Source organism: Aromatoleum evansii, assembly GCF_012910805.1.
Lineage (GTDB): Bacteria > Pseudomonadota > Gammaproteobacteria > Burkholderiales > Rhodocyclaceae > Aromatoleum > Aromatoleum evansii.
Window position 1 is genome coordinate 120041 of the sequence record NZ_WTVK01000004.1, and the last position, 22010, is coordinate 142050.

16 protein-coding genes are annotated in these 22010 nt (G+C 67.7%); 3 read left to right on the top strand and 13 right to left on the bottom strand.

What is annotated here, in order from left to right; genetic code table 11:
• Positions 1-7 precede the first annotated feature (7 nt).
• A complete protein-coding gene (locus tag GO615_RS03200) occupies positions 8-1612 on the bottom strand; it encodes a putative bifunctional diguanylate cyclase/phosphodiesterase (protein ID WP_169125600.1) in 1605 nt (534 codons plus the stop codon).
• A gap of 133 nt (positions 1613-1745) precedes the next feature.
• Positions 1746-2084 carry a hypothetical protein gene (locus tag GO615_RS28805; protein ID WP_246262122.1) on the bottom strand — a complete coding sequence of 113 codons (339 nt, stop codon included), beginning with the start codon at positions 2082-2084 and terminating at the stop codon, positions 1746-1748.
• Positions 2085-2119: 35 nt separating this feature from the next.
• Here GO615_RS28805 and nudC point away from each other — a divergent pair, with 35 nt between their 5' ends.
• The 3 genes from nudC (at position 2120) to ahpF (ending at position 5396) form a co-directional block, all read left to right on the top strand.
• Positions 2120-2950: an NAD(+) diphosphatase gene (nudC, locus tag GO615_RS03210; RefSeq protein ID WP_169125601.1), complete on the top strand. Its 831-nt coding sequence runs from the start codon at positions 2120-2122 to the stop codon at positions 2948-2950.
• Between the two features lie 128 nt (positions 2951-3078).
• Complete coding sequence (ahpC, locus tag GO615_RS03215; protein ID WP_169125602.1) at positions 3079-3642, top strand: alkyl hydroperoxide reductase subunit C; 564 nt, start codon at positions 3079-3081, stop codon at positions 3640-3642.
• 197 nt (positions 3643-3839) lie between these two features.
• A complete protein-coding gene (gene ahpF, locus GO615_RS03220) occupies positions 3840-5396 on the top strand; it encodes an alkyl hydroperoxide reductase subunit F (RefSeq protein ID WP_169125603.1) in 1557 nt (518 codons plus the stop codon).
• Positions 5397-5566: 170 nt separating this feature from the next.
• Here ahpF and GO615_RS03225 read toward each other — a convergent pair whose 3' ends face one another.
• The 11 genes from GO615_RS03225 to GO615_RS03275 form a co-directional block, all read right to left on the bottom strand.
• Positions 5567-6142, bottom strand: a complete 576-nt coding sequence (locus tag GO615_RS03225; protein ID WP_169125604.1) for a hypothetical protein — start codon at positions 6140-6142, stop codon at positions 5567-5569.
• A 234-nt stretch (positions 6143-6376) separates the two neighbouring features.
• Positions 6377-8281: a B12-binding domain-containing radical SAM protein gene (locus GO615_RS03230; protein WP_169125605.1), complete on the bottom strand. Its 1905-nt coding sequence runs from the start codon at positions 8279-8281 to the stop codon at positions 6377-6379.
• A gap of 205 nt (positions 8282-8486) precedes the next feature.
• Complete coding sequence (locus GO615_RS03235; protein WP_169125606.1) at positions 8487-11261, bottom strand: two-component system response regulator; 2775 nt, start codon at positions 11259-11261, stop codon at positions 8487-8489.
• A 12-nt stretch (positions 11262-11273) separates the two neighbouring features.
• A complete protein-coding gene (locus tag GO615_RS03240) occupies positions 11274-11678 on the bottom strand; it encodes a response regulator (protein ID WP_169125607.1) in 405 nt (134 codons plus the stop codon).
• Between the two features lie 2 nt (positions 11679-11680).
• Entirely contained in the window at positions 11681-13162 is a 1482-nt protein-coding gene (locus tag GO615_RS03245; RefSeq protein WP_169125608.1) for a PAS domain S-box protein, read from the bottom strand.
• A 166-nt stretch (positions 13163-13328) separates the two neighbouring features.
• A complete protein-coding gene (locus tag GO615_RS03250; protein ID WP_169125609.1) occupies positions 13329-14777 on the bottom strand; it encodes a GNAT family N-acetyltransferase in 1449 nt (482 codons plus the stop codon).
• Positions 14740-16941: a toll/interleukin-1 receptor domain-containing protein gene (locus tag GO615_RS03255; RefSeq protein WP_169125610.1), complete on the bottom strand. Its 2202-nt coding sequence runs from the start codon at positions 16939-16941 to the stop codon at positions 14740-14742. The genes GO615_RS03250 and GO615_RS03255 overlap by 38 nt, the downstream gene beginning before the upstream one ends.
• 92 nt (positions 16942-17033) lie before the next feature.
• Positions 17034-18824, bottom strand: coding sequence for an acyl-CoA dehydrogenase (locus tag GO615_RS03260; protein WP_169125611.1), 1791 nt, complete (start codon positions 18822-18824; stop codon positions 17034-17036).
• Positions 18825-19024: 200 nt separating this feature from the next.
• Complete coding sequence (locus GO615_RS03265; RefSeq protein ID WP_169125612.1) at positions 19025-19792, bottom strand: 3-hydroxyacyl-CoA dehydrogenase; 768 nt, start codon at positions 19790-19792, stop codon at positions 19025-19027.
• A gap of 143 nt (positions 19793-19935) precedes the next feature.
• A complete protein-coding gene (locus GO615_RS03270; RefSeq protein ID WP_169125613.1) occupies positions 19936-21195 on the bottom strand; it encodes a thiolase family protein in 1260 nt (419 codons plus the stop codon).
• Entirely contained in the window at positions 21192-21962 is a 771-nt protein-coding gene (locus GO615_RS03275) for a crotonase/enoyl-CoA hydratase family protein (RefSeq protein WP_169125614.1), read from the bottom strand. The genes GO615_RS03270 and GO615_RS03275 overlap by 4 nt, the downstream gene beginning before the upstream one ends.
• Between the last annotated feature and the right edge of the window lie 48 nt (positions 21963-22010).

The window sequence follows — 22010 nt, forward strand, 5'->3', positions numbered from 1 at the left end:
GCCCCCATCAGGGGTGGCGGCGCCCCTGGCCGAGTTGCAGTTCGAACTCTTCCAGCGGCACGGGGCGGCTGAAGTGGTAGCCCTGGTAGTTGCTGCAGCCGTGCACCGCGAGGAAGTTTCGCTGCTCGGCGGTCTCGACGCCTTCGGCGATGACTTCGAGGCCGAGGCTCTGGCCGAGTGCGATGATGGTGCGCACGATCGCGGCGTCGTTGGCGTTCTCGGTCACGTCGCGCACGAAGGACTGGTCGATCTTGAGCTGGTCGAGCGGCAGGCGGCGCAGGCAGGACAGCGACGAGAAGCCGGTGCCGAAGTCGTCCAGCGAGAACTGGATGCCCATCGCCTTGAGCCTTGCCATCTTGTCGACGACCTGGTCGATGTTCTCGACGACCATGCTCTCCGTGAGCTCGAGCTTGAGGTTCGCCGGATCCGCCCCGGTCTGCTCGACGACATCCAGCACCTCGCGGACGAAATCATCCTGCCGGAACTGCCGCGCGCTCACATTGACAGACAGCCGCAGATGACGCGTCGCCGGCACGGCCTCCCACGCTTTCAGCTGCCGGCAGGCGGTTTCCAGCACCCAGCGGCCAATCGGAAGGATCATCCCGGTTTCCTCCGCGAGCGGGATGAAGTCGCACGGCGGGATCATGCCGCGCTCGGGGTGCAGCCAGCGGATCAGGACTTCGGCGCCCTGGATCGTGCCGGAACAGTCGACCTGCATCTGGTAGTAAAGCCGCAGCTGATCCGGGAGCGCCTTGCTCAGCCAGCCTTCCAGGCGCACCCGCTCCTCCAGCGCCGCCTGCATCGCGACATCGAAGAAATGGATGCCGCCGCGCCCACGGCTGCGCGCCTCGAACATCGACGCATCGGCCTGCTTGAGCAGCTCGTCGACGGTGCCTTCCGCGCCCGAGAACATGCTGATGCCGACGCTGACCGAACCCAGGACCTCCTGTCCGTCGACATCGAGCGGCTGCCGGACCACCGCCTGGATGCGCTCGGCAATCTCGCGCGCGGCGACCGCGGCGGCGTCCCGCTCCGGACTCAGCCCGTTGGCGACGACGACGAATTCATCGCTGCCGACACGTGCCACGGTGTCCTCGCGGTGGACGCTCGCGGCAATCCGGCGCGCGATCTCGACCAGCATGCGGTCACCGACCTCGTGTCCGCGCGTGTCGTTGAGCGCCCGGAAACCGTCGAGATCGATGAACAGCACCGCGCCACGGGTATCGCTGCGGCGCCCGCCCAGCAGCGACTGTCCGAGGCGGTCGAACAGCAGGCGTCGATTCGGCAGGCTGGTCAGCGAATCGTAGAAGGACAGGTTATGCACCTGCTCCTCGGCGTGCCGCCGCTCCGCCTCCGACGCGAGCTCGCGCCGCAGACTCTGGTTCAGCCTGCCGACAAGGCGAATCAACAGGCCGTACAGCAGCACTGCCGTGATGGCGACGAAGACCCAGCCCTTGGCCTGGCTGGCCTTCACGATGAGGTCGGGGTCGCGGAAAAGGAAACCCAGCGCTTCGTCGGAAAGCAGGATCCACAGCGCAGCAAAGGCCGCGTACGCCAGGACGACCCTGAGTACGCCGGCTTTCGCGTCGAGAATGCTGTCCTGATCTCCCATCAACGACCTTCCCCGAAACGATTTGCCCCGCGACGTCGCGGCAGCCGGAATGAGCCGTATTAGATCGCGAAACGGCGGTATGCCGGCAGGAAAAATTCCCGCCGGGCAAGCCGTATTGCCGTTATCGGGTGCCTCAGAACGGCAGGCGGCGCTTCGGAGGCTGGGCCGGCTTCCTTGCAGGCTCCGGCTTCACGGCCTTCACGGGTTTGCGCGGGAGGTTCATCTCGTCGCGGGCGAAACGCACCTTGCCTTCGAGCACGCAGCCACGCATGCCGGGCTCGCACACCGCGCCCTGTACGCGCTGACACACGCCGTCGAGGTCGTGCGGACAACTCCATGCGCCGCTGCTCATGTCGAAACGCTCCCGCTTGTCGCTCAAAGGCCAACCATAGCCCAGGATGGACAGATTCCCCATGAGGAATGTCAATTCAGGGGACCTGCGGTTGCGCCGCCGCGGCATGCCGCGCATCATGACCGCAACATCCAACCACCCGACTGCGTGCGCCCATGTTCACTCCCGGACACGTCTCCCCCGCCCCGCTCCGCGACGACGACCTGTGTTTCGTATTCCGCAAGAATGCCCTGCTCGTGCTCAACAGCGAGGGCGAGACCCGGGTGCCCACGCGCAGGGAGCCGGGTGGGCTGGATCCGTCCGGTCCGCAGCACTACCTCGGACGCCTCGGCGATCGGCACTGCTACGCGGCCGCCGTCGGGCCCGAAGCGCCCGCTCCGGAGGGCATGGAATGGCACGACCTGCGCTCCCTGTTCGGGCGGCTCGACGAGACGTCGTTCGGGGTGGCGGGCCGCGCGGTCCAGATCGTGCAATGGGACCTGACGCATCGCTACTGCGGCCGCTGCGGCACGCCGACGGATCCGCACCCGGACGAACGTTCGCGGGTATGCCCCGGCTGCGGCATGGTCCACTACCCGCGCCTCGCCCCGGCGGTGATGGCTCTGGTGCGACGGGGCGACGAACTGCTCCTCGCGCGCTCGCCACACTTTCCCGAAGGCATGTTCAGCGCGCTCGCGGGATTCGTCGAGCCGGGCGAGTCGCTGGAGCAGACCCTCGCGCGCGAGGTACGCGAGGAAGTCGGGATCGAGATCACCAACGTGCGCTATTTCGGCAGCCAGCCGTGGCCCTTCCCGCATTCCCTGATGATCGGCTTCGTCGCGGATTACGCGGGCGGCAAGCTCGTCCTGCAACCCGAGGAGATCGAGGCCGCCGACTGGTTCACGATCGACCGGCTGCCGCGCCTGCCGCACCGCATCAGCATCGCGCGGCGACTGATCGATGCGACGGTGCGCGAAATCGCAGCGAAGCGTGGATCCGACGCTTGATCGCAAGTGCCTATCGTATTCATTTTTTAGTTCAATTGGAGCTATCGCACCCCGGTCGGTAAAGTGACACCCATCGAGCAGGACACACCGCTCGGTCCCCTTACCCCACTACGACAATGGAGTGCGACATGTCCCAGATCAACCAGCAAGTCAAGCCGTTCAAAGCCACCGCCTACCACAACGGCAAGTTCATCGAAGTCAGCGACGAATCGCTGAAGGGCAAATGGTCGGTGGTGTTCTTCTACCCGGCCGACTTCACCTTCGTGTGCCCGACCGAACTGGGCGACCTCGCCGACAACTACGCCGAGTTCCAGAAGCTGGGCGTCGAGATCTACAGTGTTTCGACCGACACCCACTTCACGCACAAGGCATGGCACGACAGCTCCGAGACCATCGGCAAGATCCAGTATCCGATGATCGGCGACCCGACCGGCACCATCTCGCGCAACTTCGACGTGATGATCGAGGAAGCCGGCCTGGCCGACCGCGGCACCTTCGTGATCGACCCGGAAGGCAGGATCCAGATCGTCGAGATCAACGCCGGCGGCATCGGCCGCGACGCCTCGGAGCTGCTGCGCAAGGTCAAGGCCGCGCAGTACGTCGCCAGCCACCCGGGTGAAGTCTGCCCGGCGAAGTGGAAGGAAGGCGACGCGACGCTGGCGCCCTCGCTGGACCTCGTCGGCAAGATCTAAGCCGATCCGTCACCCGTAGCGCGGAAGGGCGGAGCGCATTCCGCCAACGCCGGCGCCGAAGCAAAACCCGCGGCCACATGGCGGGATACGCCTTCGGCGCCTCCCGCCCTACGAAACCGTTGCCCATCCGGCACTAGCGGGCGGGCGCCACGAGCGCCCCCCCTGAATTCCCCCTGCATTTCACGGACGATCCCGCCATGCTCGACGCGAACATCAAGAACCAGTTGAAGGCCTACCTCGAACGAGTCACCCAGCCGATCGAAATCGTCGCGTCCCTGGACGACAGCGACAAGTCGCGCGAGATGCAGGCCCTGCTCGGCGACATCGCCGAACAGTCGAACCGCATCACCGTCATCGAACGCCGCGATGACGCCGAGCGCAAGCCTTCCTTCGCGATCAACCGCGCCGGCGAAGACACCGGCGTGCGCTTTGCCGGCCTCCCGATGGGGCATGAATTCACCTCGCTGATCCTCGCGCTGCTGCAGGTCGGCGGTCATCCGCCCAAGGTCGAGCAGGAAGTCATCGACCAGATCCGCGCGATCGAAGGCACGTACGAGTTCGAGACCTTCATCTCGCTGTCGTGCCACAACTGCCCGGACGTCGTGCAGGCGCTCAACCTGATGGCGGTGATCAACCCCAACATCCGCCACACGATGATCGACGGCGCGCTGTTCCAGGACGAGGTCAACGAGCGCCAGATCATGGCGGTGCCGACCGTGTTCCTGAATGGTCAGCACTTCGGCCAGGGTCGCATGGAGCTCGCCGAGATCGTGGCGAAGATCGACACCGGCGCCCAAACGCGCGCCGCGGAGAAGATTTCAGCGAAGGGCGAATTCGACGTGCTGGTCGTCGGCGGCGGGCCGGCGGGTGCGGCGGCGGCGATCTACGCCGCGCGCAAGGGCATCCGCACCGGTGTCGTCGCCGAACGCTTCGGCGGCCAAGTGACGGACACGCTCGCGATCGAAAACTTCATCTCGGTGAAGGCCACCGAAGGCCCGAAGCTCGCGGCAGCCCTCGAAGAGCACGTCAAGGAATACGAGGTCGACGTCATGAACCTGCAACGCGCCGCGGCGGTGATCCCGGGCGAGCGCGGCTTCGAGGTGAAACTCGAGAACGGCGCCTCGCTCCAGGCGCGCACCGTGATCCTCGCGACCGGGGCGCGCTGGCGCGAGATGAACGTGCCGGGCGAAAAGGAATTCCGCGGCAAGGGTGTGGCCTACTGCCCGCACTGCGACGGCCCGCTGTTCAAGGGCAAGCGCGTCGCGGTGATCGGCGGCGGCAACTCGGGCGTCGAGGCGGCGATCGACCTCGCGGGCATCGTCTCGCACGTCACGCTGCTCGAATTCGCCGACTCGCTGCGCGCCGACGCCGTGCTGCAGAAAAAGCTCGCGAGCCTGCCCAACGTCACGGTGATCACCAATGCGCAGACCACCGAAGTGACGGGCGACGCGAAGGTGAACGGCCTGGTCTACAAGGACCGCGTGTCGGGCGACTCGCAGCGGATCGAACTGGAAGGCATCTTCGTGCAGATCGGCCTGCTGCCGAACACCGACTTCGTGAAGGACACGGTCGAGCGCACGCGCTTCGGCGAGATCGTCGTCGATGCGCGCGGCCAGACCTCGGTGCCGGGCCTCTTCGCCGCCGGCGACTGCACGACGGTGCCGTTCAAGCAGATCGTGATCGCGATGGGCGAAGGCGCGAAGGCCTCACTGGCGGCCTTCGATCACCTGATCAGGGAGTCCGTGCCGGCCTGATGTGGAGGGCGATTGCCCGGCCTTCCGGCGGGATGCGCTCCGCTCCTCCGGCTCTTTCGAGCCGAGACGCCGGTCCCGGTGTTGCGTAGGGCGGGAGGAGCCGAAGGCGTATCCCGCCATGCGGCCGGTGGCATATCGCCGACCGCATGGCGTCGCGAGATGCGCTGGGCTCAAGCCGCGGCGCGACGGTCCGGGAAGTCGATGAGTGCGTCGCGCTGACGGCGCTCGGCGTACAACGATTCCTCCAGCCCGGCACGGCCAGCGGCGGCGCCGGACCCGGCCGGCACCTTGCCCGCCACGGCCGCAAGATTGCCCTGTGCCGCGGACAGCAGTTCGTAGCACGACGCGGCGAGCGCCTCGATGCGGCGCGCATTCTGGGCATGCAGCGGCGAAAAGGCATCGTCGGACGACGCGGCCGGATCGGCCTCCTGTCGCAATGCCAGCTCGGAAATCGCGATGTTCGCGGCCTCGTTCTGGATCTGGTAGAGCCGTTCGCGCAGCGCCACGAGGGCGGTGTTCATGCGCGCGATCGTGCGCATCGTCGGCAGGCGCCGCGGTGCACCCTCCGCGCGGTCCGTCCATTGCGCGAGACCGTCATCGACGGTCTCGCGTGCGAGCTGCCACGCCACTTCGGCATTCAGGCGCTGGTCCCACGCCATGTCGTTCGCCTCGGGCTGTCCGATCGGCGGGATGAACTCGTTCTCCAGATCGCTCGTGGGAAGTCGTTCGGTCGTTGTCGTGCTCATTGCTGTCTCCTCCATTGAAACCTGTCCGGCTGCGGTCTGATGCCGATTTGCCGGTCGATGCTAAAATCCAGACGTTGCAAAATTATTATCGAAATCAAAGACCTCGCCGATACCTCCCTTCGGGTAGCGCCACTACCCGCTTTCGGGCCAGTCGATGAATCCCAGTCGCCATTAGAACGTATTGCGCCGCGAAGGTTCGCGACGAGGTCCCGGAATACGGGTCCGGCAGCGCGTCTAGCGCAAGGCCCGCTCGATGAAATTGCGCGGCACGCGGGGGCGCGGAACGCGGTCGGAGAACCAGCCGCGCACGTCCTGCTCCAGGCCGATGCCGTGCATGTAGTTGTAGAGCGCCTTGTTGAGCGCCACGCCCAGCGTGTCGTGGTCGACACCGGTCGGGTCGATGAAGCGCACGTCGTTCTTCGCGAAGGTCACGGGCGGCAGCGGGACGAGCTTCACGCCATACTCGTCCGGGTTCTGGCCGACCGGCGAATGCACCGTGCACGCGAAGCGATGGAAGAAGCCCGACTGGATGCAGCCGGATTCGAAGAGCTGGCGCACGTATTCGAGCGCGTCGACGGTGTCCTGCACCGTCTGCGTCGGGAAACCGTACATCAGGTAGGCGTGCACGAGGATGCCTGCCTCGGTGAAGGCATTGGTGACGCGCGCGACCTGGTCGACCGACACGCCCTTCTTCATGAGCTGCAGCAGGCGGTCGGAGGCGACCTCCAGCCCGCCCGACACGGCGATGCAGCCGCTGTCGGCGAGCAGGCGGCACAGTTCCGGGGTGAAGGACTTTTCGAAGCGGATATTGCCCCACCACGAGATCGCCACGCCGCGCTCGAGGAGTTCCTGCGCGAGCGCCTTCAGAGCCTTGGGCGGCGCGGCCTCGTCGACGAAGTGGAAGCCCGTCTGCCCCGTCTCGGCGATGATCGCCTCGATGCGGTCGACCAGCGTCTTCGCGCTCGCGCCGTCGTAGCGCGAGATGTAGTCGAGGCTCACGTCGCAGAAGCTGCACTTCTTCCAGTAGCAGCCGTGCGCGACGGTGAGCTTGTTCCAGCGCCCGTCCGACCACAGGCGGTGCATGGGGTTGAGCATGTCGAGCACCGACAGGTAGCGGTCGAGCGGCAGGCCGTCCCAGGTCGGGGTGCCGACTTCGGCGAAGGCGATGTCGGCCTCGCCGAGGTTCACGTAGCGCACTTCGCCGCCGTCGGGATCGCGGAAGAAGCTGCGCACGAGGCGCGAGCGGCCGCGCCCGCCCTTGAGGTGGTCGAGCAGCGCGAGGATGGGGCGCTCGCCGTCGTCGAGGGTGACGAAGTCGAAGTAGTCGAAGACGCGCGTCTCCTTGAGTTCGCGCAGCTCGGTGTTCACGAAGCCGCCGCCCAGCACGGTGACGATCTTCGGGTCGTGGGCCTTGATCGCCTGGGCGATGCGGAAGGCGCCGTACACCGCGCCGGGAAAGGGCACCGACAGCAGCACGACCTGCGGCGCATGGCGGGCAATCGCGTCGAGGGTGAGCGCGCGCAGCGTCTCGTCGACGAGGTTCATCCGCTCGGCCAGCGCCTGCGCCAGCGGTTCGAAGTTCGCCTGGCTCTGCGCCAGCGATTCGGCGTAACGGACGAACTCGAAGCGCGGATCGACCGCCTCGCGCAGCACGTCCGCGACGTCGTTGAGGTACAGCGTCGCGAGGTGGCGGGCACGGTCCTCCAGACCCAGCGCGCCGAAGGCCCACGCGAGCGGGTCGCCGCCTTCCGGGTCGATGTAGACGTCCAGCGATTCGAAGCGCGAGCCTTCGGGCAGGAAGTTGCGCCCGCAGATGCGGTTCGCGAGCGTGGGATCGCGGCCCTGCAGGAAGGCGATGGCCGGGTCTATCGTCAGCCGGTAACGCTCGAACTGCGCGAGGAAGGCTCTCACGCGCGGGCTGCGCTGGCGTTCCGGGGTCGCCTCGATGCGTCCGCGAATGGCCGTGAGCCCGTCGCGCGAGAACAGGCGCAGCACCAGCGCGAGAGCGAGGTCTTCCTGCACCGCGTCGACGCCGCGCGAGCGCAGGAAGCCGGTGAGATAGGCCGTCGACGGGTACGGGGTATTGAGTTGCGTCATCGGCGGGATCACCGACAGGACGCGCAGGGAGATTTCGGACATGGCGGACGGCGCGCGGCCGTGTTGTGCGGACTGTAGCAGCGGCATTCTAGGGTAAGGCGGTTCCGCTGGGCAGATCGTCGGATGGGCACGATTCCGTGGGAGCGGCTTCAGCCGCGAATCGGCGCCTGGCGAACCACGCCGTTTGATTCGCGGCTGAAGCCGCTCCCACACGAAGCCGCTCCCACGGTCATATGCCGAGCACGCCTCAGTGCAGCCGGCTGGCCCGCGGCAGCGGCAAGCACGCGCCACCCCGCACCAGATTCGCGAACTCGACCGCAGGAATCGGGCGGCTGCACAGGAAGCCCTGCATCTCGTCACAACGATGGCGCCGCAGGAAGTCGAGCTGCGCTTCCGTCTCCACGCCTTCGGCGACGACCGTCTGGTTCAGGCTGTGCGCCAGCGAGATGACCATGCGCGCGATCGCGGCGTCCTCGGACGAAGTCGTGAGGTCGGCGACGAAGGACTGGTCGATCTTGACGCTATCGATGAGGAAGCGCTTGAGGTAGTTCAGGCTGGAATAACCGGTGCCGAAGTCGTCGAGCGAGACCAGCACGCCGATGTCCTTGAGCGTGCGCAGGATCACGATGGTCCGCTCCGGGTTGCTCATCACGCCGCTCTCGGTGACTTCGAGATGCAGTTGCCGCGCGGGCACCTCGGACGCACGCAGGGCCTCGCCCAGCACGCCGACGAGATCCTCCTGCTGGAACTGCCGCGCCGAGACATTGACCGCGACGCTGACGCCCGTGAGCCCTTCCTCGCGCCAGGCCTTCAACTGACGGCACGCGGTGTTGATGACCCATTCGCCGATCGGCACGATGAGGCCCGTTTCCTCGGCGAGGGGGATGAAGTCGGCCGGCGACACCATGCCCAGCACCGGATGGCGCCAGCGGATCAGCGCCTCGGCACCGACCACGCGCCCGTTGGCGAGCTCGACCTTGGGCTGGTAGTGCAGCTCGAGCTCGTCCTGCTCCAGCGCCCGGCGCAGGCCGTTCTCGAGTTCCAGGCGTTCGAGCATGCGCGCGTTCATCTCGGGCGCGTAGAAGCGGAAGTCGTTGCGGCCCTGCTCCTTCGCGCGGTACATCGCAACATCGGCATTCTTCACCAGCAGGGCCGCCGATTCGCCATCGCGCGGGAACAGCGCGACGCCCAGGCTGCCGGTGACGACCATCTCGTGGCCCGACAACTTCATCGGCGCCGACACGGCCTGCAGCACCTTGGCGGCGAGCGATGCGGCATCGCTTTCGGCCCACAGCTCGGACATGACGATCATGAACTCGTCGCCGCCGAGGCGCGCCACGGTGTCGCCCTGGCGCACGCAGGCGGCGAGGCGCCGCGCCACCTCGCAAATCAGCTCGTCGCCGACGGCATGGCCGAGGCTGTCGTTGATCAGCTTGAAGCGGTCGATGTCGAGCAGCATCACGGCGACCGCGCCGGCGTTGCGCTGCGCGCGGATCATCGCCTGCTGCAGGCGGTCGTTGAGCAGGTTGCGGTTGGCGAGCCCGGTGAGCGCGTCGTGGTTGGCCTGCTGTTCGAGTTCCGCCTCGTAACGCTTGCGGTCGGTGAGGTCGTTGAAGATCGAGATGAAGTGCGACACGCGTCCGCTCGGGTCGTGCATCGACGCGAGCGAGACTTCATTCCAGAACAGCGAGCCGTCCTTGCGGTAGCAGCGCAGCGTCACGCGCGCGTCGCGCCCGCGGCGCACGGCCTCGCGCAAGCGTTCGATGTCGGGCTGGTCCCAGTCGTTGCCGATGAGCAGGCGCGTGTTGCGCCCGATGATCTCCTCCGGCGCATAGCCGGTCATCAGCGTGAAGGCCGGATTGACGTACAGCACCGGGTTGTCGGCCTCGCGGTCGGCGGCGCTGATCACGATGGCGTTGATGCTCTCGTCGATCGCGCGGTTGCGCAGGCGCAGCGTCTCCTCGGTGCGCTGCTGCACGACGCGCGCACGCAGCGTGTGGATGCCGTAGGCGATGTCGTCGGCGAGCTCACCGAGCAGTTCGAGTTCATCCGCATCGAAGGCTTCCTTCTCGCGCGTGACGATGCACAGCACGCCGAAGGTTTCGTGCTCGAACACGAGGGGCAGCACCGCGGCCGCCTGGTAGCCGCGCCCGATCGCCGCCTCGCGCCAGCGCCCGACGCGCGGATCGCTCGCGATGTCGCGCACGACCTGTGGTTCGCGCGTGCGCACCGCCTCGCCCACCGGGCCGTTGCCGCAGGCATTGTCGCCCCAGGAGAAGCGGAAGGATTTCAGCAGGGCGGCCCCTTCGCCGGCGGCGGCGACCGTCTCCACGGTGCAGTCGGCGTCGTGCCACGCCAGGCTCACCCAGGCGATGCCGTAATTGCCGAGTTCGACGAGGAAGCGGCACATCTCCGCGAGCAGCCGCCGCTCGTCGGTGGCACGCACCAGCGTACGGTTGCATTCGGCCATCACCTTGCGCGCGCGCAGCACGCGCCGCAGCTGCGCCTCCGCGAGCTTGCGGGTCTCGACCTCGCTGGCGAGATCCGCCGCACGACGTTCGAGCTCCTCGGCCTTGGCTGCGAGCTTGTCGGTGAGCACGCGCAAGTGCTCGCGTTCGAACTCGGCGTCGCTTGCAGGCGGGTTTTCCCGAGCGGCCTCCGCCAGCACCTCCGCAATGGTCCGCACGATCACTTCCGGGTCGCACGGTTTCACCAGGATGCGCGAGACACCGAGGATCCCGGCGAGGTGGCGCACTTCGCGCTCATGGTAGTTGGCGGTGTGGAAGATCACGCGCGTGTGGGCGATCTCGGGGTCGGCACGCAGCCGGCGCACGAATTCGTAACCGTCCACGTTGGGCATGAGGATGTCGCAGATGACCAGCTGCGGACGCTGCGCCCGCACGATGGCGAGCCCCTCGGCTCCATCGCCCGCCTCCAGTGCCTCGTGCCCCTCATAGCCGGCCAGGGCGACGATGAGTTCGCGATTCACGGCATGGTCGTCTATGACAAGGATCTTCGCCATCGGCACGCATCCTCACTCGCCGGCAGCCGGACCGGCCATGCGCCGTCCGGCCTTCAGATAGGCTTCGACCTCGCTGACGAAGGTCTCGGGTACGATGGGCTTCGAGATATAGCCGTCGAAACCCGCGAGCATGACGCGAGTCTGGTCGCCCGACATCGAGAACGCTGTGACCGCGATCACGGGGATGTCGTTCAGGGCGGCGTCGGCGCGGATGTGACGAAGCATTTCGAAGCCGTCCATCACCGGCATGCGCAGGTCGCTGATGACGAGTTCGGGCGGGGGCTCCCTGCGGGCGAGTTCCAGCCCCTGCAGGCCGTCCTCGGCGATCAGCACGGTGTGCCCGGCCGCTTCGAGCAGGTAGCTGACGAGTTCGAGATTCGCCGGGTTGTCCTCGACGAGGAGAATGCGCGCCGCCATGCTCATCCCTCCGGCAAGAGAAGCGCGAACGTGCTGCCGTCGCCCGAGGCGCTGTCCACGGTGATCCGCCCCCCCATCTGCGCGGCGAGCTTCTGGCTCAGGTGCAGGCCGAGGCCGGTTCCCTCGGCAAACTTGCCGCTACGCGGCGTGATGCGTGCGAAAGGCGCGAACAGGCGCTGGCGGTCCTCCTCGCCGATACCGGGGCCGGTGTCATGCACGCTGACCTCGACCAGCGCGAGTTCGCCCTCGATCCGTCGCGCGAGCCTGACGGTGACGCTTCCCTGCTCGGTGAATTTGATCGCGTTCTGCACCAGGTTGATCAGGATCTGGCTGAAGGCGCGCCGGTCGGTCGACAGCCGCAGGTCCTCGTCGAGCATCTCGACCGCAAATGCGAGTCCCTTCCCTTCGGCCGCCGGACGCAGCGTCGCCACCACGTCCTCGACCAGCGCGCGGCAATCCACGGGCTCCACGACCAGCTCGATCTTGCCCGCCTCGATCTTCGCGATGTCGAGCAGGTCGTTGATCAGCTCGAGCAGGTGCTGGCCGCTCGACTGCACGCGGCGCAGCTGCTTTTCCTGCACCTCGTTCAGGGGTCCCGGCAGCTTCATCAGCAGCGTGCCGGTGAAACCGATGATCGCGTTGAGCGGCGTGCGCAGCTCGTGGCTCATGCTCGCAAGGAAGCGATCCTTCGCGGCGTTGGCCTGCGCGAGTTCGACGTTCTTCTCGTGCAGCGCACGCTCGATCAGCTTGCGCTCGGTGATGTCGCGGATCGCACTGGTCACCAGCGTGCCCTCCTCGGTTTCGAGCGGACTGAGGCCGATCTCGACCGGAAACTCGCTGCCGTCCTGGCGCAGTCCGAACAGCTCCAGCCCCATGCCCATCGCCCGCGTGCGCAGCTGGCCGAAGTAGCCCGAGCGATGGGCCACGTGCCCGCCGCGCAGGCGCTCGGGCAGCAGCACCTCCACCGGCAGGCCGCGCAGGCGCCCCGCCTCGTAGCCGAACATCGCCTCGGCCTGGGTGTTGGCGAATACGATGCACCCGGACGCGTTGACCAGCACGATCCCGTCGGGCATCGACTCGAGCAACTTGCCGTAGCGCGCCTCGACGAGCTTCGCGTCACGCATCACCTTGAGCTGCGTGACGTCCTGCTTGCCAATGATCAGGTACTGCGGCCGTCCCTCAACGTCGCGCACGGTCTTCGCACTGATCGAGACGAAGACCAGCGAACCGTCCTTGCAGCGCCGCAACGTTTCGACCGCGGCGAAGCCGTTCTCGAGCGCCTCGCGACGCATGCCGCGTTCCTCTTCGGCGCGGCCCGGGGGCACGACGAGGTCGAGCAGATCCCGCCCGACGATTTCGTCGGCCCGGTAACCGAAGATCGATTCCGCGCTCCTGCTCCAGTGCAGGACGATGCCTTCCGGCGATTGCACCACGAAGGCATCGGGCGCCTCGTCCAGCAGGAGACTGCAAACGTCCATCGCCATGCACACTCCCCGGTTCGCGAATGCTGCGCGGAATGGGGGGAGGTCGCTCCGTGGTGCGGAATTGAATCCCCGTCCATGACGTATCTATAGCAAATCGCCGCGCCGTATCCAACTGTTTTTGTCGGGTAATAGCCCTGATAAACGCATGGTTTTCAAGCACCTGCGCTCATCGCTCGATACCGCGCCGGGTGCCATCGGCCAGCGTCCGCAGCACGCGCCGATAGCACGAAGCGGTCACCGGATCGCCGACGGCATAGACGTGGCGAAGGATCTCCCGCAGCGCACGGCACACGAAGTCGCGGTCCAGGCGATCCGGCGCCCGGCGCATGCCGAAGGGCTTGAACAGCAGATGCAGACGCTCGGGTGCCCCGCCCGGCGCCCAGCCGCCCACGGCCGGCGGGCGGTAGTCGCACGACACCTCGACGAAGCCGACGTGCCGGAACACCGCCACCGATTCCGTACCGCATTCGATGAACCAGCCTTCCGCCGACGTCCCGTCCTGCCGCATGCGCGCCTCCATACGCGCGAGCACGGGGCGCAGCAGGCCGCGGCCGCGCAGGCTTCCGGCAAGGACCAGATAGCCGCCGAAGCCGGCCGTCGGCAGCGTGAAGAAGCTCGCCATGCCCTCGGCCGGGGCGTCCGCTGCGGCGCGCAACAGCCACAGGTGATAATGCGCCGCACCGCTGTCGCCGACCGCGAAGGCTGCGACAAACTCCTGCGCCGCGGCGACCCGGCCGGGCACGGGAATCGCCGCGCGGGCGATCGCCATGGCGGTCGCGATGCCGTCCGGCGGTCGATCCGGCGACGGGACGGTTTCGATCAGCAGCCCGTCCGTGGGCTCCTGGCCCGCGTAACGACCGAGCGGAACCAGCGCGACGCGCGGACGCGATGCCAGCGCGTCGGCCATCGCGAGGAAGTCGCGGTCGGCGGCAGGGTCCTCGATGCGCATCGCCCAGCGCAGATACTCCGCGACGACGAGTTCGACCCAGTGCGAACGAAAGCCCGACTGCGGTACCCGTCCGAACGGACGCATGATCAGCAGCAGGCCATCGACCGGCTGCTGTCCCGCCGACAGCGCGGGCTGGACGTAGGGGAATTCGAGCACACCGAAACCCCAGCGGCCCCAGACCGCCGCGCGACGGAAGGGGTCCATGTTGTCGGGCGTCGCAGGATGGCGAAAGGGATCGTTCATCTCCGCGACCACGGCGGCGAGACGCGCGCCGCGCCGACGGGCGTCGCGCCGCAGCAGGCGGATCGCCTCGTCCAGGAGCGCGCGGCCGATGCCCGACTCGCGCCAGTCCGACACGACGAACAGGAATTCGATCACGCCCGCACGCGGCATGGCGAGGTAGTCGAAGACGACACCCCCGACCGCTTCGCCGCCGATTTCGGCGACGACGATGTGATAGTTGTTGTCCCCGTACCAGCCCTGCGCCTTCAGCGCGAGATAGCGGCGCATGTTGTCGAGCGACTCGCGCTCGTCGGGATCGGGGAACTCCGCGACATAGCGCTCGCGGTAGAAGCGCTCCAGCGCGGCCAGCCCGGCCGGAGAGGCGTCGATCTCGCGAAAGCCCACCTTAGCGGCGCGGTTTCTGTCGCTGGAGCTTGTCGACATAGCCGAAATAATCCGCGACGAGCTCCGGCAGGTGACAGGACGAGAAATAGCCCGCGAGCCCCCACGGTCGCTGCGTGGGATTGTCGGAACAGCCCGGGACGATCACGGCCGCGGCGAAGTCGCGATCGCTCTCCGCCTCGAGGCGCTCGCGCAGCAATTCGGGCAAGGGGTCGGCCGAGGCGTAGCGGATCGCACAGTCACAACCGGAGTAATCCGAACTGCACACGAGGTGGAAGCAGATACCGCCGGCAATGTCGTCGGCGTCGAAGAACTCGGTCCGCCGCTCCCACACCTGGCGCAGCAACTGGACGCTGTTCTCGACCAGCACGCGCCGCTGGAAGTGCAGCGCCGCCGGGTCGGCCACATTGGCATGCACGAAGACCGGCAGCAGGTTCTCCCACAGGCGTGCGTCGCCGACGCGCACGCGCTCGGCCGGACTCTCCGGCCATGACGGATAGGGCTTGCGGCGCAGGAGGCGCGGGCCGACGGTCGGATCGGTCGGGTCGGGCCGGGCGAGCGCGACGAGAAACATCATCCACAGGTAGGCGGAGAAGTACACGCGCGTCTCCTCGACGGCGTTATCGACCGACTCCAGCTGCAGCACAAGGCCGTCGGCGTGATGCGCGTGCTGCGGTCCTTCTCCGCACCACAGGCTCGCCTGCGCGGCCGCCATCGGATACTTGCGCGGCGGAGGCTCCTCCCCGGCATCGTCGCGTTCCAGCTCGTCGATCAGGTCGAGCGTCGCTTCGTCGTCCGCCGCCTCGCCGCCCCCATCTTCGCCTTCGCGCAGGAAATCCGGCCCCCAGCGCAGCCGCCCGGTGAGTTGCACCAGCTTCGCACCGCGCCCCTCGGCCGCGAGATCCGACACCAGCGGGCCTAGGGTACACGGTTCGCCGTTGTCGGCCAGGTCGAGCTCGATCAGGGGCAGCGAGTTGTTCTCGTCGCCGTACCCGTACTGGTAGGCAAAGCGTCCCTGCCATTGCGCGCAACGGCAGATCGGGATGCTCGGCCCCCACACCAGCCAGCAGTTCCATTGCGATGCCTGCAGGCTCTCGAAGGCCCCCGAGCGCCCTCCCGCCTTGGGAATCGAATGCCGGTAGGCGTTGAGTACGGGGCGCCAGTCGTCCTCGAAGCGCGACAGCAGCCCGGCGACGAGGAACTGCGGCGCGATGAAGCCGAGGTTCACCCGGATGCGCGCGAGCGTCGCGATCGCATCGCGCGCCGGGGTATCGCGCGCAGTCCTCGCCACGGCGTCGAAGTAGCTCTCCCACAACGCCTCGCGTTCCCGTGCGAGCATGAAAAACAGCGATTTCGTCTCGATCACGCTGGCGCTGAAATCGCCATCGTGCGCACCGCGCTTCAGCTCGCTGGCGAGGCGCTGCGCGGTCTCGTTGTCATCGAGACCGTCGAGCGTCTCCTGCAATTCCAACAAGGACGTGGGCGTGTCGGCGCGCAGCAGCTGATATTCGACGAAAAGCCGCACCGCGCAGAAAAGCGCCTGGCCCGAAAATTTGCCGAATGCGGCCAGGCGTTCGACGCTCCGCCGCGCGACCGGCTCGCGCTCCTCCTCGGGCGTCTCCTGCAGCAAGGTCGCGACGAGCAGCGACACCGCCGCGCGCGCATGCGCATCATCGCTCGTCCGATTGCGGTCGTTTCCTGCGACCGTGTTCGCGTCGCTCGCGTCCTCGCGGAGGAGTCCCGCGATCTCCACCATCAGGTCGCTGAGCCTGCGGCTCACCGCGACCGACTTCTCGCTGCCGAACTCCGCGAGCGCCTTGATCTTGCGCGTCTTCTCGTCCCTTTCCTTGGGCCGCAGCTCGGTTTCCCTGAGCCAGCCGATCACTTCCCAGGCGCTGGGAAGGATCTGCACCGGAATCACGCGCAAGCCTTCCTTGCTGCGCGCGAGCAGCTTGGGCAGTTCGGTCTTGCGGATGAAATCGGAGCTCAGGAAGGACGGGCTGATCAGCAGTAGCGCCAGATCGGCCTGCGCCAGCGCGGTCTCGATCTCCGGCAACCACTTGTCGCCGGCGCGGATGCCCTTGCGGTCGATCCACACCTCGACCTCGATCGGGTCGTGGAGGCCTTGCAGATGTTTCACGACGACATCGCACCATGCGCTGTCGTCGTGGCTGTAGCTGACAAACACGTGCACGGTCCGGCTCATGGGGCCCCCGCCTGGTCAGGTCATCCACTGCTCACGATAGACCACGAGCGCGTGCCCGGCTTGCCCCGCATGCACACGGGTGCGCTGCCCCCTCAGAAGGCGGTGTCGTCGAAGGCCGAAAGGGGCGCCCCGGCGGACTGCACCGTGCGCAGGTGCGCCGCGGCCTGGGGGGCGAAGCTGGCCATCCAGAAGCACGTCAGGTCGATCAGGCTCGCATGGTAGGCGGAATCGCCCTCGCCGGCCGCCAGGCGCCGGCGCGCCGCGAGCGCGAGGCGCGCCATCTGCCAGCTGCCGCAGACCGTGCCGAGAAGATGCAGGAAAGGCACGGCCGCGGCGAGCGCCTCGGCGTAGCGCTCCTTGCCGGCCGCAAGCAGCCAGTGCGTCGCCTCGTTGAGCGCCCCGACGTTCTCGGCCAGGCCGTCGACGATGGGGCCGAAGCCGGGCTGGGCGCGCAGCTCCGAGATCGTCGCACGCAGTTCGGCGATCAGCTCGCGCAAGGTCTCGCCGCCCTCGCGCAGGATCTTGCGGCCGACCAGGTCGTTCGCCTGGATGCCGGTCGTGCCCTCGTAGATCGTGATGATGCGCGAATCGCGGGCGAACTGCGCGATGCCGGTCTCCTCGACGAAGCCCATGCCGCCGAACACCTGGATCGCGTCCCAGCAGGCCTGCTGGCCGGTCTCCGTGCACCAGCCCTTCGCGACCGGCATCAGCAGGTCGACGTAGCGCTGCGCCTTGCCGGCCACCGCCGCGTCGGGGTGATGGTGGGCGGTGTCGAACCACGCCGCCGCGGTGTACAGCAGCGCCCGCATCGCCATCACGCGCGCGCGCAGCGACAGCAGCATGCGCTTGACGTCGGGGTGGCACAGGATGGGCTTGCCGGCCTCGCCGGTGATCGCGTCGCGCCCCTGCACGCGTTCGCGCGCATAGGCGAGCGCCAGCTGGTAGGCGCGCTCGGCGAGACCCGCGCCCTGCACGCCGACGCCGAAGCGCGCCTCGTTCATCATGATGAACATGGTTTCCAGCCCGCGGTTCGGCTCGCCGACCAGCCAGCCGACCGCCCCACCCGCATCGCCGTAGCTCATCGTGCAGGTCGGGCTGCCGTGGATGCCCATCTTGTGCTCGATCGAGATGCAGCGCACGTCGTTCCTCGCGCCGGGATTGCCATCGGCGTCGAGCAGGTACTTGGGCACGAGGAACAGCGACAGCCCCTTCACCCCCGCCGGCGCATCGGGCAGGCGCGCGAGCGCGAGATGGACGATGTTTTCGGTCAGTTCGTGCTCACCCCACGAGATGAAGATCTTCTGGCCGAAGACGCGGTAGCTGCCGTCCGCCGCCGGTTCGGCACGGGCGCGCGTCGCGGCAAGATCGGATCCCGCCTGCGGCTCGGTGAGGTTCATCGTGCTGCCCCACTCGCCGCTCACGACCTTGTGCAGCCAGGTCTGCTTGAGTTCCTCGCTCGCCGCGATGCGCAGGGCCTCGGCCTGGCTCACGTTCAACTGCGGCAGCATCGTGAAGGCCATGTTGGTGGAGAACCACATCTCCCACACGGGCGTGGACACCAGCTTGGGCAGGCCCTGCCCGCCGTATTCGACCGGCAGCGACAGCCCAATCCAGCCCGCCTCGACGTACTGCTGCCATGCCTCCTTCCAGCCTTCGGGGCTCGTCACGCGCCCGTCCGCCTCCAGCCCGCAGCCCTGCAGGTCGCCCGCGCCATTGATCGGTGCGAGCACACCCGCAGCGAACTTGCCGGCCTCGTCGAGGATCGCCTCGACGACGTCGGGCGTGGCCTCCTCGCAGCCCGGCAGCGCCGTGACGGCATCGAGCCCCGCGAGCTCACGCAGGATGAAGTGCATGTCGCGCAGCGGCGCGGTGTATTCGGTCATGTTCGGTCGCCCGGGTTTGATCGGTTATATGCAAGGCGGCAGCCGTGGTGGCGGGAGCCGATTGTCCTGTGGGAGTTCTGACGGCGGGAACCGACTGCCCTGTGGGAGCGGCTTCAGCCGCGAATGGGCCGCGCCACAAGCGATACCGCTGATTCGCGGCTAAAGCCGCTCCCACGTTGTTGCGCCCCCAACGCTCAGGCTCAACGTGGTGCGAGCCGGATCGCGCCATCCAGCCGTATCGTCTCGCCGTTGAGCATCGCATTCTCGACGATGGAGCGCGCGAGCTGTGCATACTCCGCCGGCTCGCCCAGCCGCGGCGGGAAGGGCACGGATTCGCCGAGCGACTTCTGCACGTCCTCGGGCAGGCCCTTCATCATCGGTGTCAGGAACAGACCCGGCGCGATCGTCACGACGCGGATGCCGAAGCGTGCCAGCTCCCGCGCAATCGGCAAGGTCATCGACACGATGCCGCCCTTCGACGCCGCGTAGCCCGCCTGGCCGATCTGGCCGTCGTACGCCGCGACGGAGGCGGTGTTGATGATCACGCCGCGCTCGCCGCCCGAATTCGGCGTCCCCTGCGCCATCGCGTCGGAGGCGATGCGGATCATGTTGAAGGTGCCGACGAGGTTCACATTCACGATGCGGCTGAAGGCATCGAGCGGATGCGGGCCGTCCTTGCCGAGGACCTTCGCGGCATTGCCGATGCCGGCGCAGTTCACGAGCCCCTGCAGGCCGCCGAAACGCGACCGGGCGAGTTCGACGCAGCCGCGCGCGTCGGTCTCCGAGGAGACGTCGGTCCGATGGAAGGCCGCACGCGGGCCGAGCTCGTCGGCGAGCTTTTCGCCAGCGGCGGAATTGAGATCCGCGATGACGACGTTCGCGCCGGCCGCGTGGAAGGCGCGCACGGTGGCTTCGCCGAGCCCCGACGCGCCGCCGGTGATGATGAAGGTGTTGTTTTCGAGTTGCATGCGATGTTCCTCAGAACCGTGCTGCTTAACCTATTTGCTGTCGAAGCTTTCCTGTGGGAGCGGCTTCAGCCGCGAATGGACTCTTCTGCTGGCGATGCCGCCGATTCGCGGCTGAAGCCGCTCCCACCGGGCATTTCCGTGCGCTAGCCGGCGTTCTCGACCACGATCGCCACGCCCTGCCCGCCGCCGCAGCACGCGGACGACACGCCGAACTGCAGCCCCGCCTCGCGCAGCTCGCGCGCCACGGTCGTGGTCAGGCGCACGCCCGACGCGCCCAGCGGATGCCCGATCGCGATCGCGCCGCCATGCACGTTGGTCTTGTCGCGGTCGAGCCCGAGCTCCTTCTCGCACGCGAGGTACTGCGCGCCGAAAGCCTCGTTGATCTCGACGCGGCCAAGGTCGCCCACCTTCAATCCCGCCTTCGCCGCGGCCACGCGGATCGACGGCGCCGGGCCGATGCCCATGATCTCGGGCGGCACCGCCACCGAGGCGCCGGAGACGATGCGCGCCAGCGGTTTCACACCGTGCGCCCGCACCCAGTCGCCGTGCGCGACGATCACCGCGGCCGCGCCATCTACGATCGCCGAGCTGTTGCCGCCCGTCTGCACGCCGCCGAAGGCTGGCTTCAGCTTCTGCAGGGTCTCCAACGAAGTCGGGCGCACATGGCCGTCGCGATCGACGCACTCGACACGGTCGGCGAGCTTCAAGGCGCGCGGGTTGTAGCCCGGGAGCACCCAGTTCGAATTCACAACGGATGCGACCTCGTCGGTGAAGTAGCCCGACTCCCACGCCGCGCACGCGCGCGCGAAACTTTGCGCGGCGAAGTGGTCGACCTCTTCACGCGAGATGCCGTAGCGCTTGGCGAGGTTCTCGGCGGTGTCGCCCATGCTGTCGCCCGGCGCGGTGTCCTTGGTCGCTTCCCACAGGAAGTCGCGGAAATCGAGCTGCCCCATGCGAAAGCCCGCGCGGTGCGTATAGGCGGCGATCGGGTTGCGCGACATCGACTCGGTCCCCACGCACAGCGCGACCTTCGCCTTGCCCAGCGTGATCTGGTCGGCCGCCGCGAGGATGGTCTCGAAGCCGGTGCCGCACAGGCGCTGCACCAGTAGCGCGGGCACGGCCGGATTCACGCCCGCATACAGGCCGATGTGGCGCGGCAGGAAGTAGGCGTCGAAGCTCGCCTGTGCCATGTTGCCGGCGACGATCGCATCGACCTCGCCCGCGGGGATGCTGCTGCGCTCGAACAGCGCGCGCGCGGCGAAGATACCCAGGTCGGTCGGCGACACGTCGCGCAGCGGACCGTTGTAGTCGGCGAAGGGCGTGCGCTGCCCGGCCACCAGCCAGATGTCGTCGTAGGCGCGCGCTTGCGCCGCGGCTTCGGATGCTGCGTAAGGATTCGTCATCGCTGCGGTCCCTGTCCCTTGCGTTGCAGGAAGTGCCCGATGCGTTCGGCGACTTCCGGGCTGGTCTGTGTCAGTGCGGCGGTCAGCGATTCGACGAAGAGACCGTCGTCGCTCGACAGGTTGTCGATGCGCTGTACGGCGCTGACCATCGCCCAGTTCGCCATCGGCGCGTTCTCGGCGATGCGGCGCGCGAGCTGCTGCGCCTTCGCCAGCGCCTCGCCGGGGCCGACGAGGTAGTGCGACAGGCCGAGGCGCTGGCCTTCGTCGGATTCGAGGATGCGGCCGGTGAGCATCATTTCGCACATCCGCCCGGCGCCGATGATCTTCGCGACGCGCACCGACGCGCCGCCGCCGACAAAGATGCCGTGGCGCCCTTCCGGCAACTGGTAGATCGTGTTCGGTTCCGCGACCCGAACGTGGGCCGAGCTCGCCAGCTCCAGCCCGCCGCCGATCACCGCGCCGTGCAGCGCCGCGACGACCGGGATGCCGCCGTTCTGGATGCGGTCGAACACGCGATGCCAGCCGCGCGAGTGCTGCATCACGCCGAAGGGGTCGCGATGCTGGTGCTCGGTCAGATCCAGCCCGGCGCAGAAGTGATCGCCCTCGCCACCGAGGACGATGACCCGCGTCCCTTCGGGTACGGCCGCGAAAGCGGCATCGATCGCGTTGAGCAGGCGGTCGCTGATCGCGTTGCGCTTCGCGGGCCGCGCCAGCATCACCGTATAGATGTTGTCCTCAAACGAGGTTCTTACCAGTTCTTCGCTCATGGCGATCCTTCTTTGCTTGTTCCGGCCGCCCCTGCCGGGCGGCCCTCG

Bases quoted from the DNA above. Each gene is read 5' to 3' on its own strand.
- ahpC (WP_169125602.1), top strand. From the start codon at position 3,079: ATGTCCCAGATCAACCAGCAAGTCAAGCCGTTCAAAGCCACCGCCTAC.
- GO615_RS03245 (WP_169125608.1), bottom strand. From the start codon at position 13,162: ATGGCGATGGACGTTTGCAGTCTCCTGCTGGACGAGGCGCCCGATGCC.
- ahpF (WP_169125603.1), top strand. From the start codon at position 3,840: ATGCTCGACGCGAACATCAAGAACCAGTTGAAGGCCTACCTCGAACGA.
- GO615_RS03230 (WP_169125605.1), bottom strand. From the start codon at position 8,281: ATGTCCGAAATCTCCCTGCGCGTCCTGTCGGTGATCCCGCCGATGACG.
- GO615_RS03200 (WP_169125600.1), bottom strand. From the start codon at position 1,612: ATGGGAGATCAGGACAGCATTCTCGACGCGAAAGCCGGCGTACTCAGG.
- GO615_RS28805 (WP_246262122.1), bottom strand. From the start codon at position 2,084: ATGATGCGCGGCATGCCGCGGCGGCGCAACCGCAGGTCCCCTGAATTG.
- GO615_RS03235 (WP_169125606.1), bottom strand. From the start codon at position 11,261: ATGGCGAAGATCCTTGTCATAGACGACCATGCCGTGAATCGCGAACTC.
- GO615_RS03255 (WP_169125610.1), bottom strand. From the start codon at position 16,941: ATGAGCCGGACCGTGCACGTGTTTGTCAGCTACAGCCACGACGACAGC.
- GO615_RS03270 (WP_169125613.1), bottom strand. From the start codon at position 21,195: ATGACGAATCCTTACGCAGCATCCGAAGCCGCGGCGCAAGCGCGCGCC.
- GO615_RS03240 (WP_169125607.1), bottom strand. From the start codon at position 11,678: ATGGCGGCGCGCATTCTCCTCGTCGAGGACAACCCGGCGAATCTCGAA.
- GO615_RS03225 (WP_169125604.1), bottom strand. From the start codon at position 6,142: ATGAGCACGACAACGACCGAACGACTTCCCACGAGCGATCTGGAGAAC.
- GO615_RS03275 (WP_169125614.1), bottom strand. From the start codon at position 21,962: ATGAGCGAAGAACTGGTAAGAACCTCGTTTGAGGACAACATCTATACG.
- nudC (WP_169125601.1), top strand. From the start codon at position 2,120: ATGTTCACTCCCGGACACGTCTCCCCCGCCCCGCTCCGCGACGACGAC.
- GO615_RS03265 (WP_169125612.1), bottom strand. From the start codon at position 19,792: ATGCAACTCGAAAACAACACCTTCATCATCACCGGCGGCGCGTCGGGG.
- GO615_RS03260 (WP_169125611.1), bottom strand. From the start codon at position 18,824: ATGACCGAATACACCGCGCCGCTGCGCGACATGCACTTCATCCTGCGT.
- GO615_RS03250 (WP_169125609.1), bottom strand. From the start codon at position 14,777: ATGTCGACAAGCTCCAGCGACAGAAACCGCGCCGCTAAGGTGGGCTTT.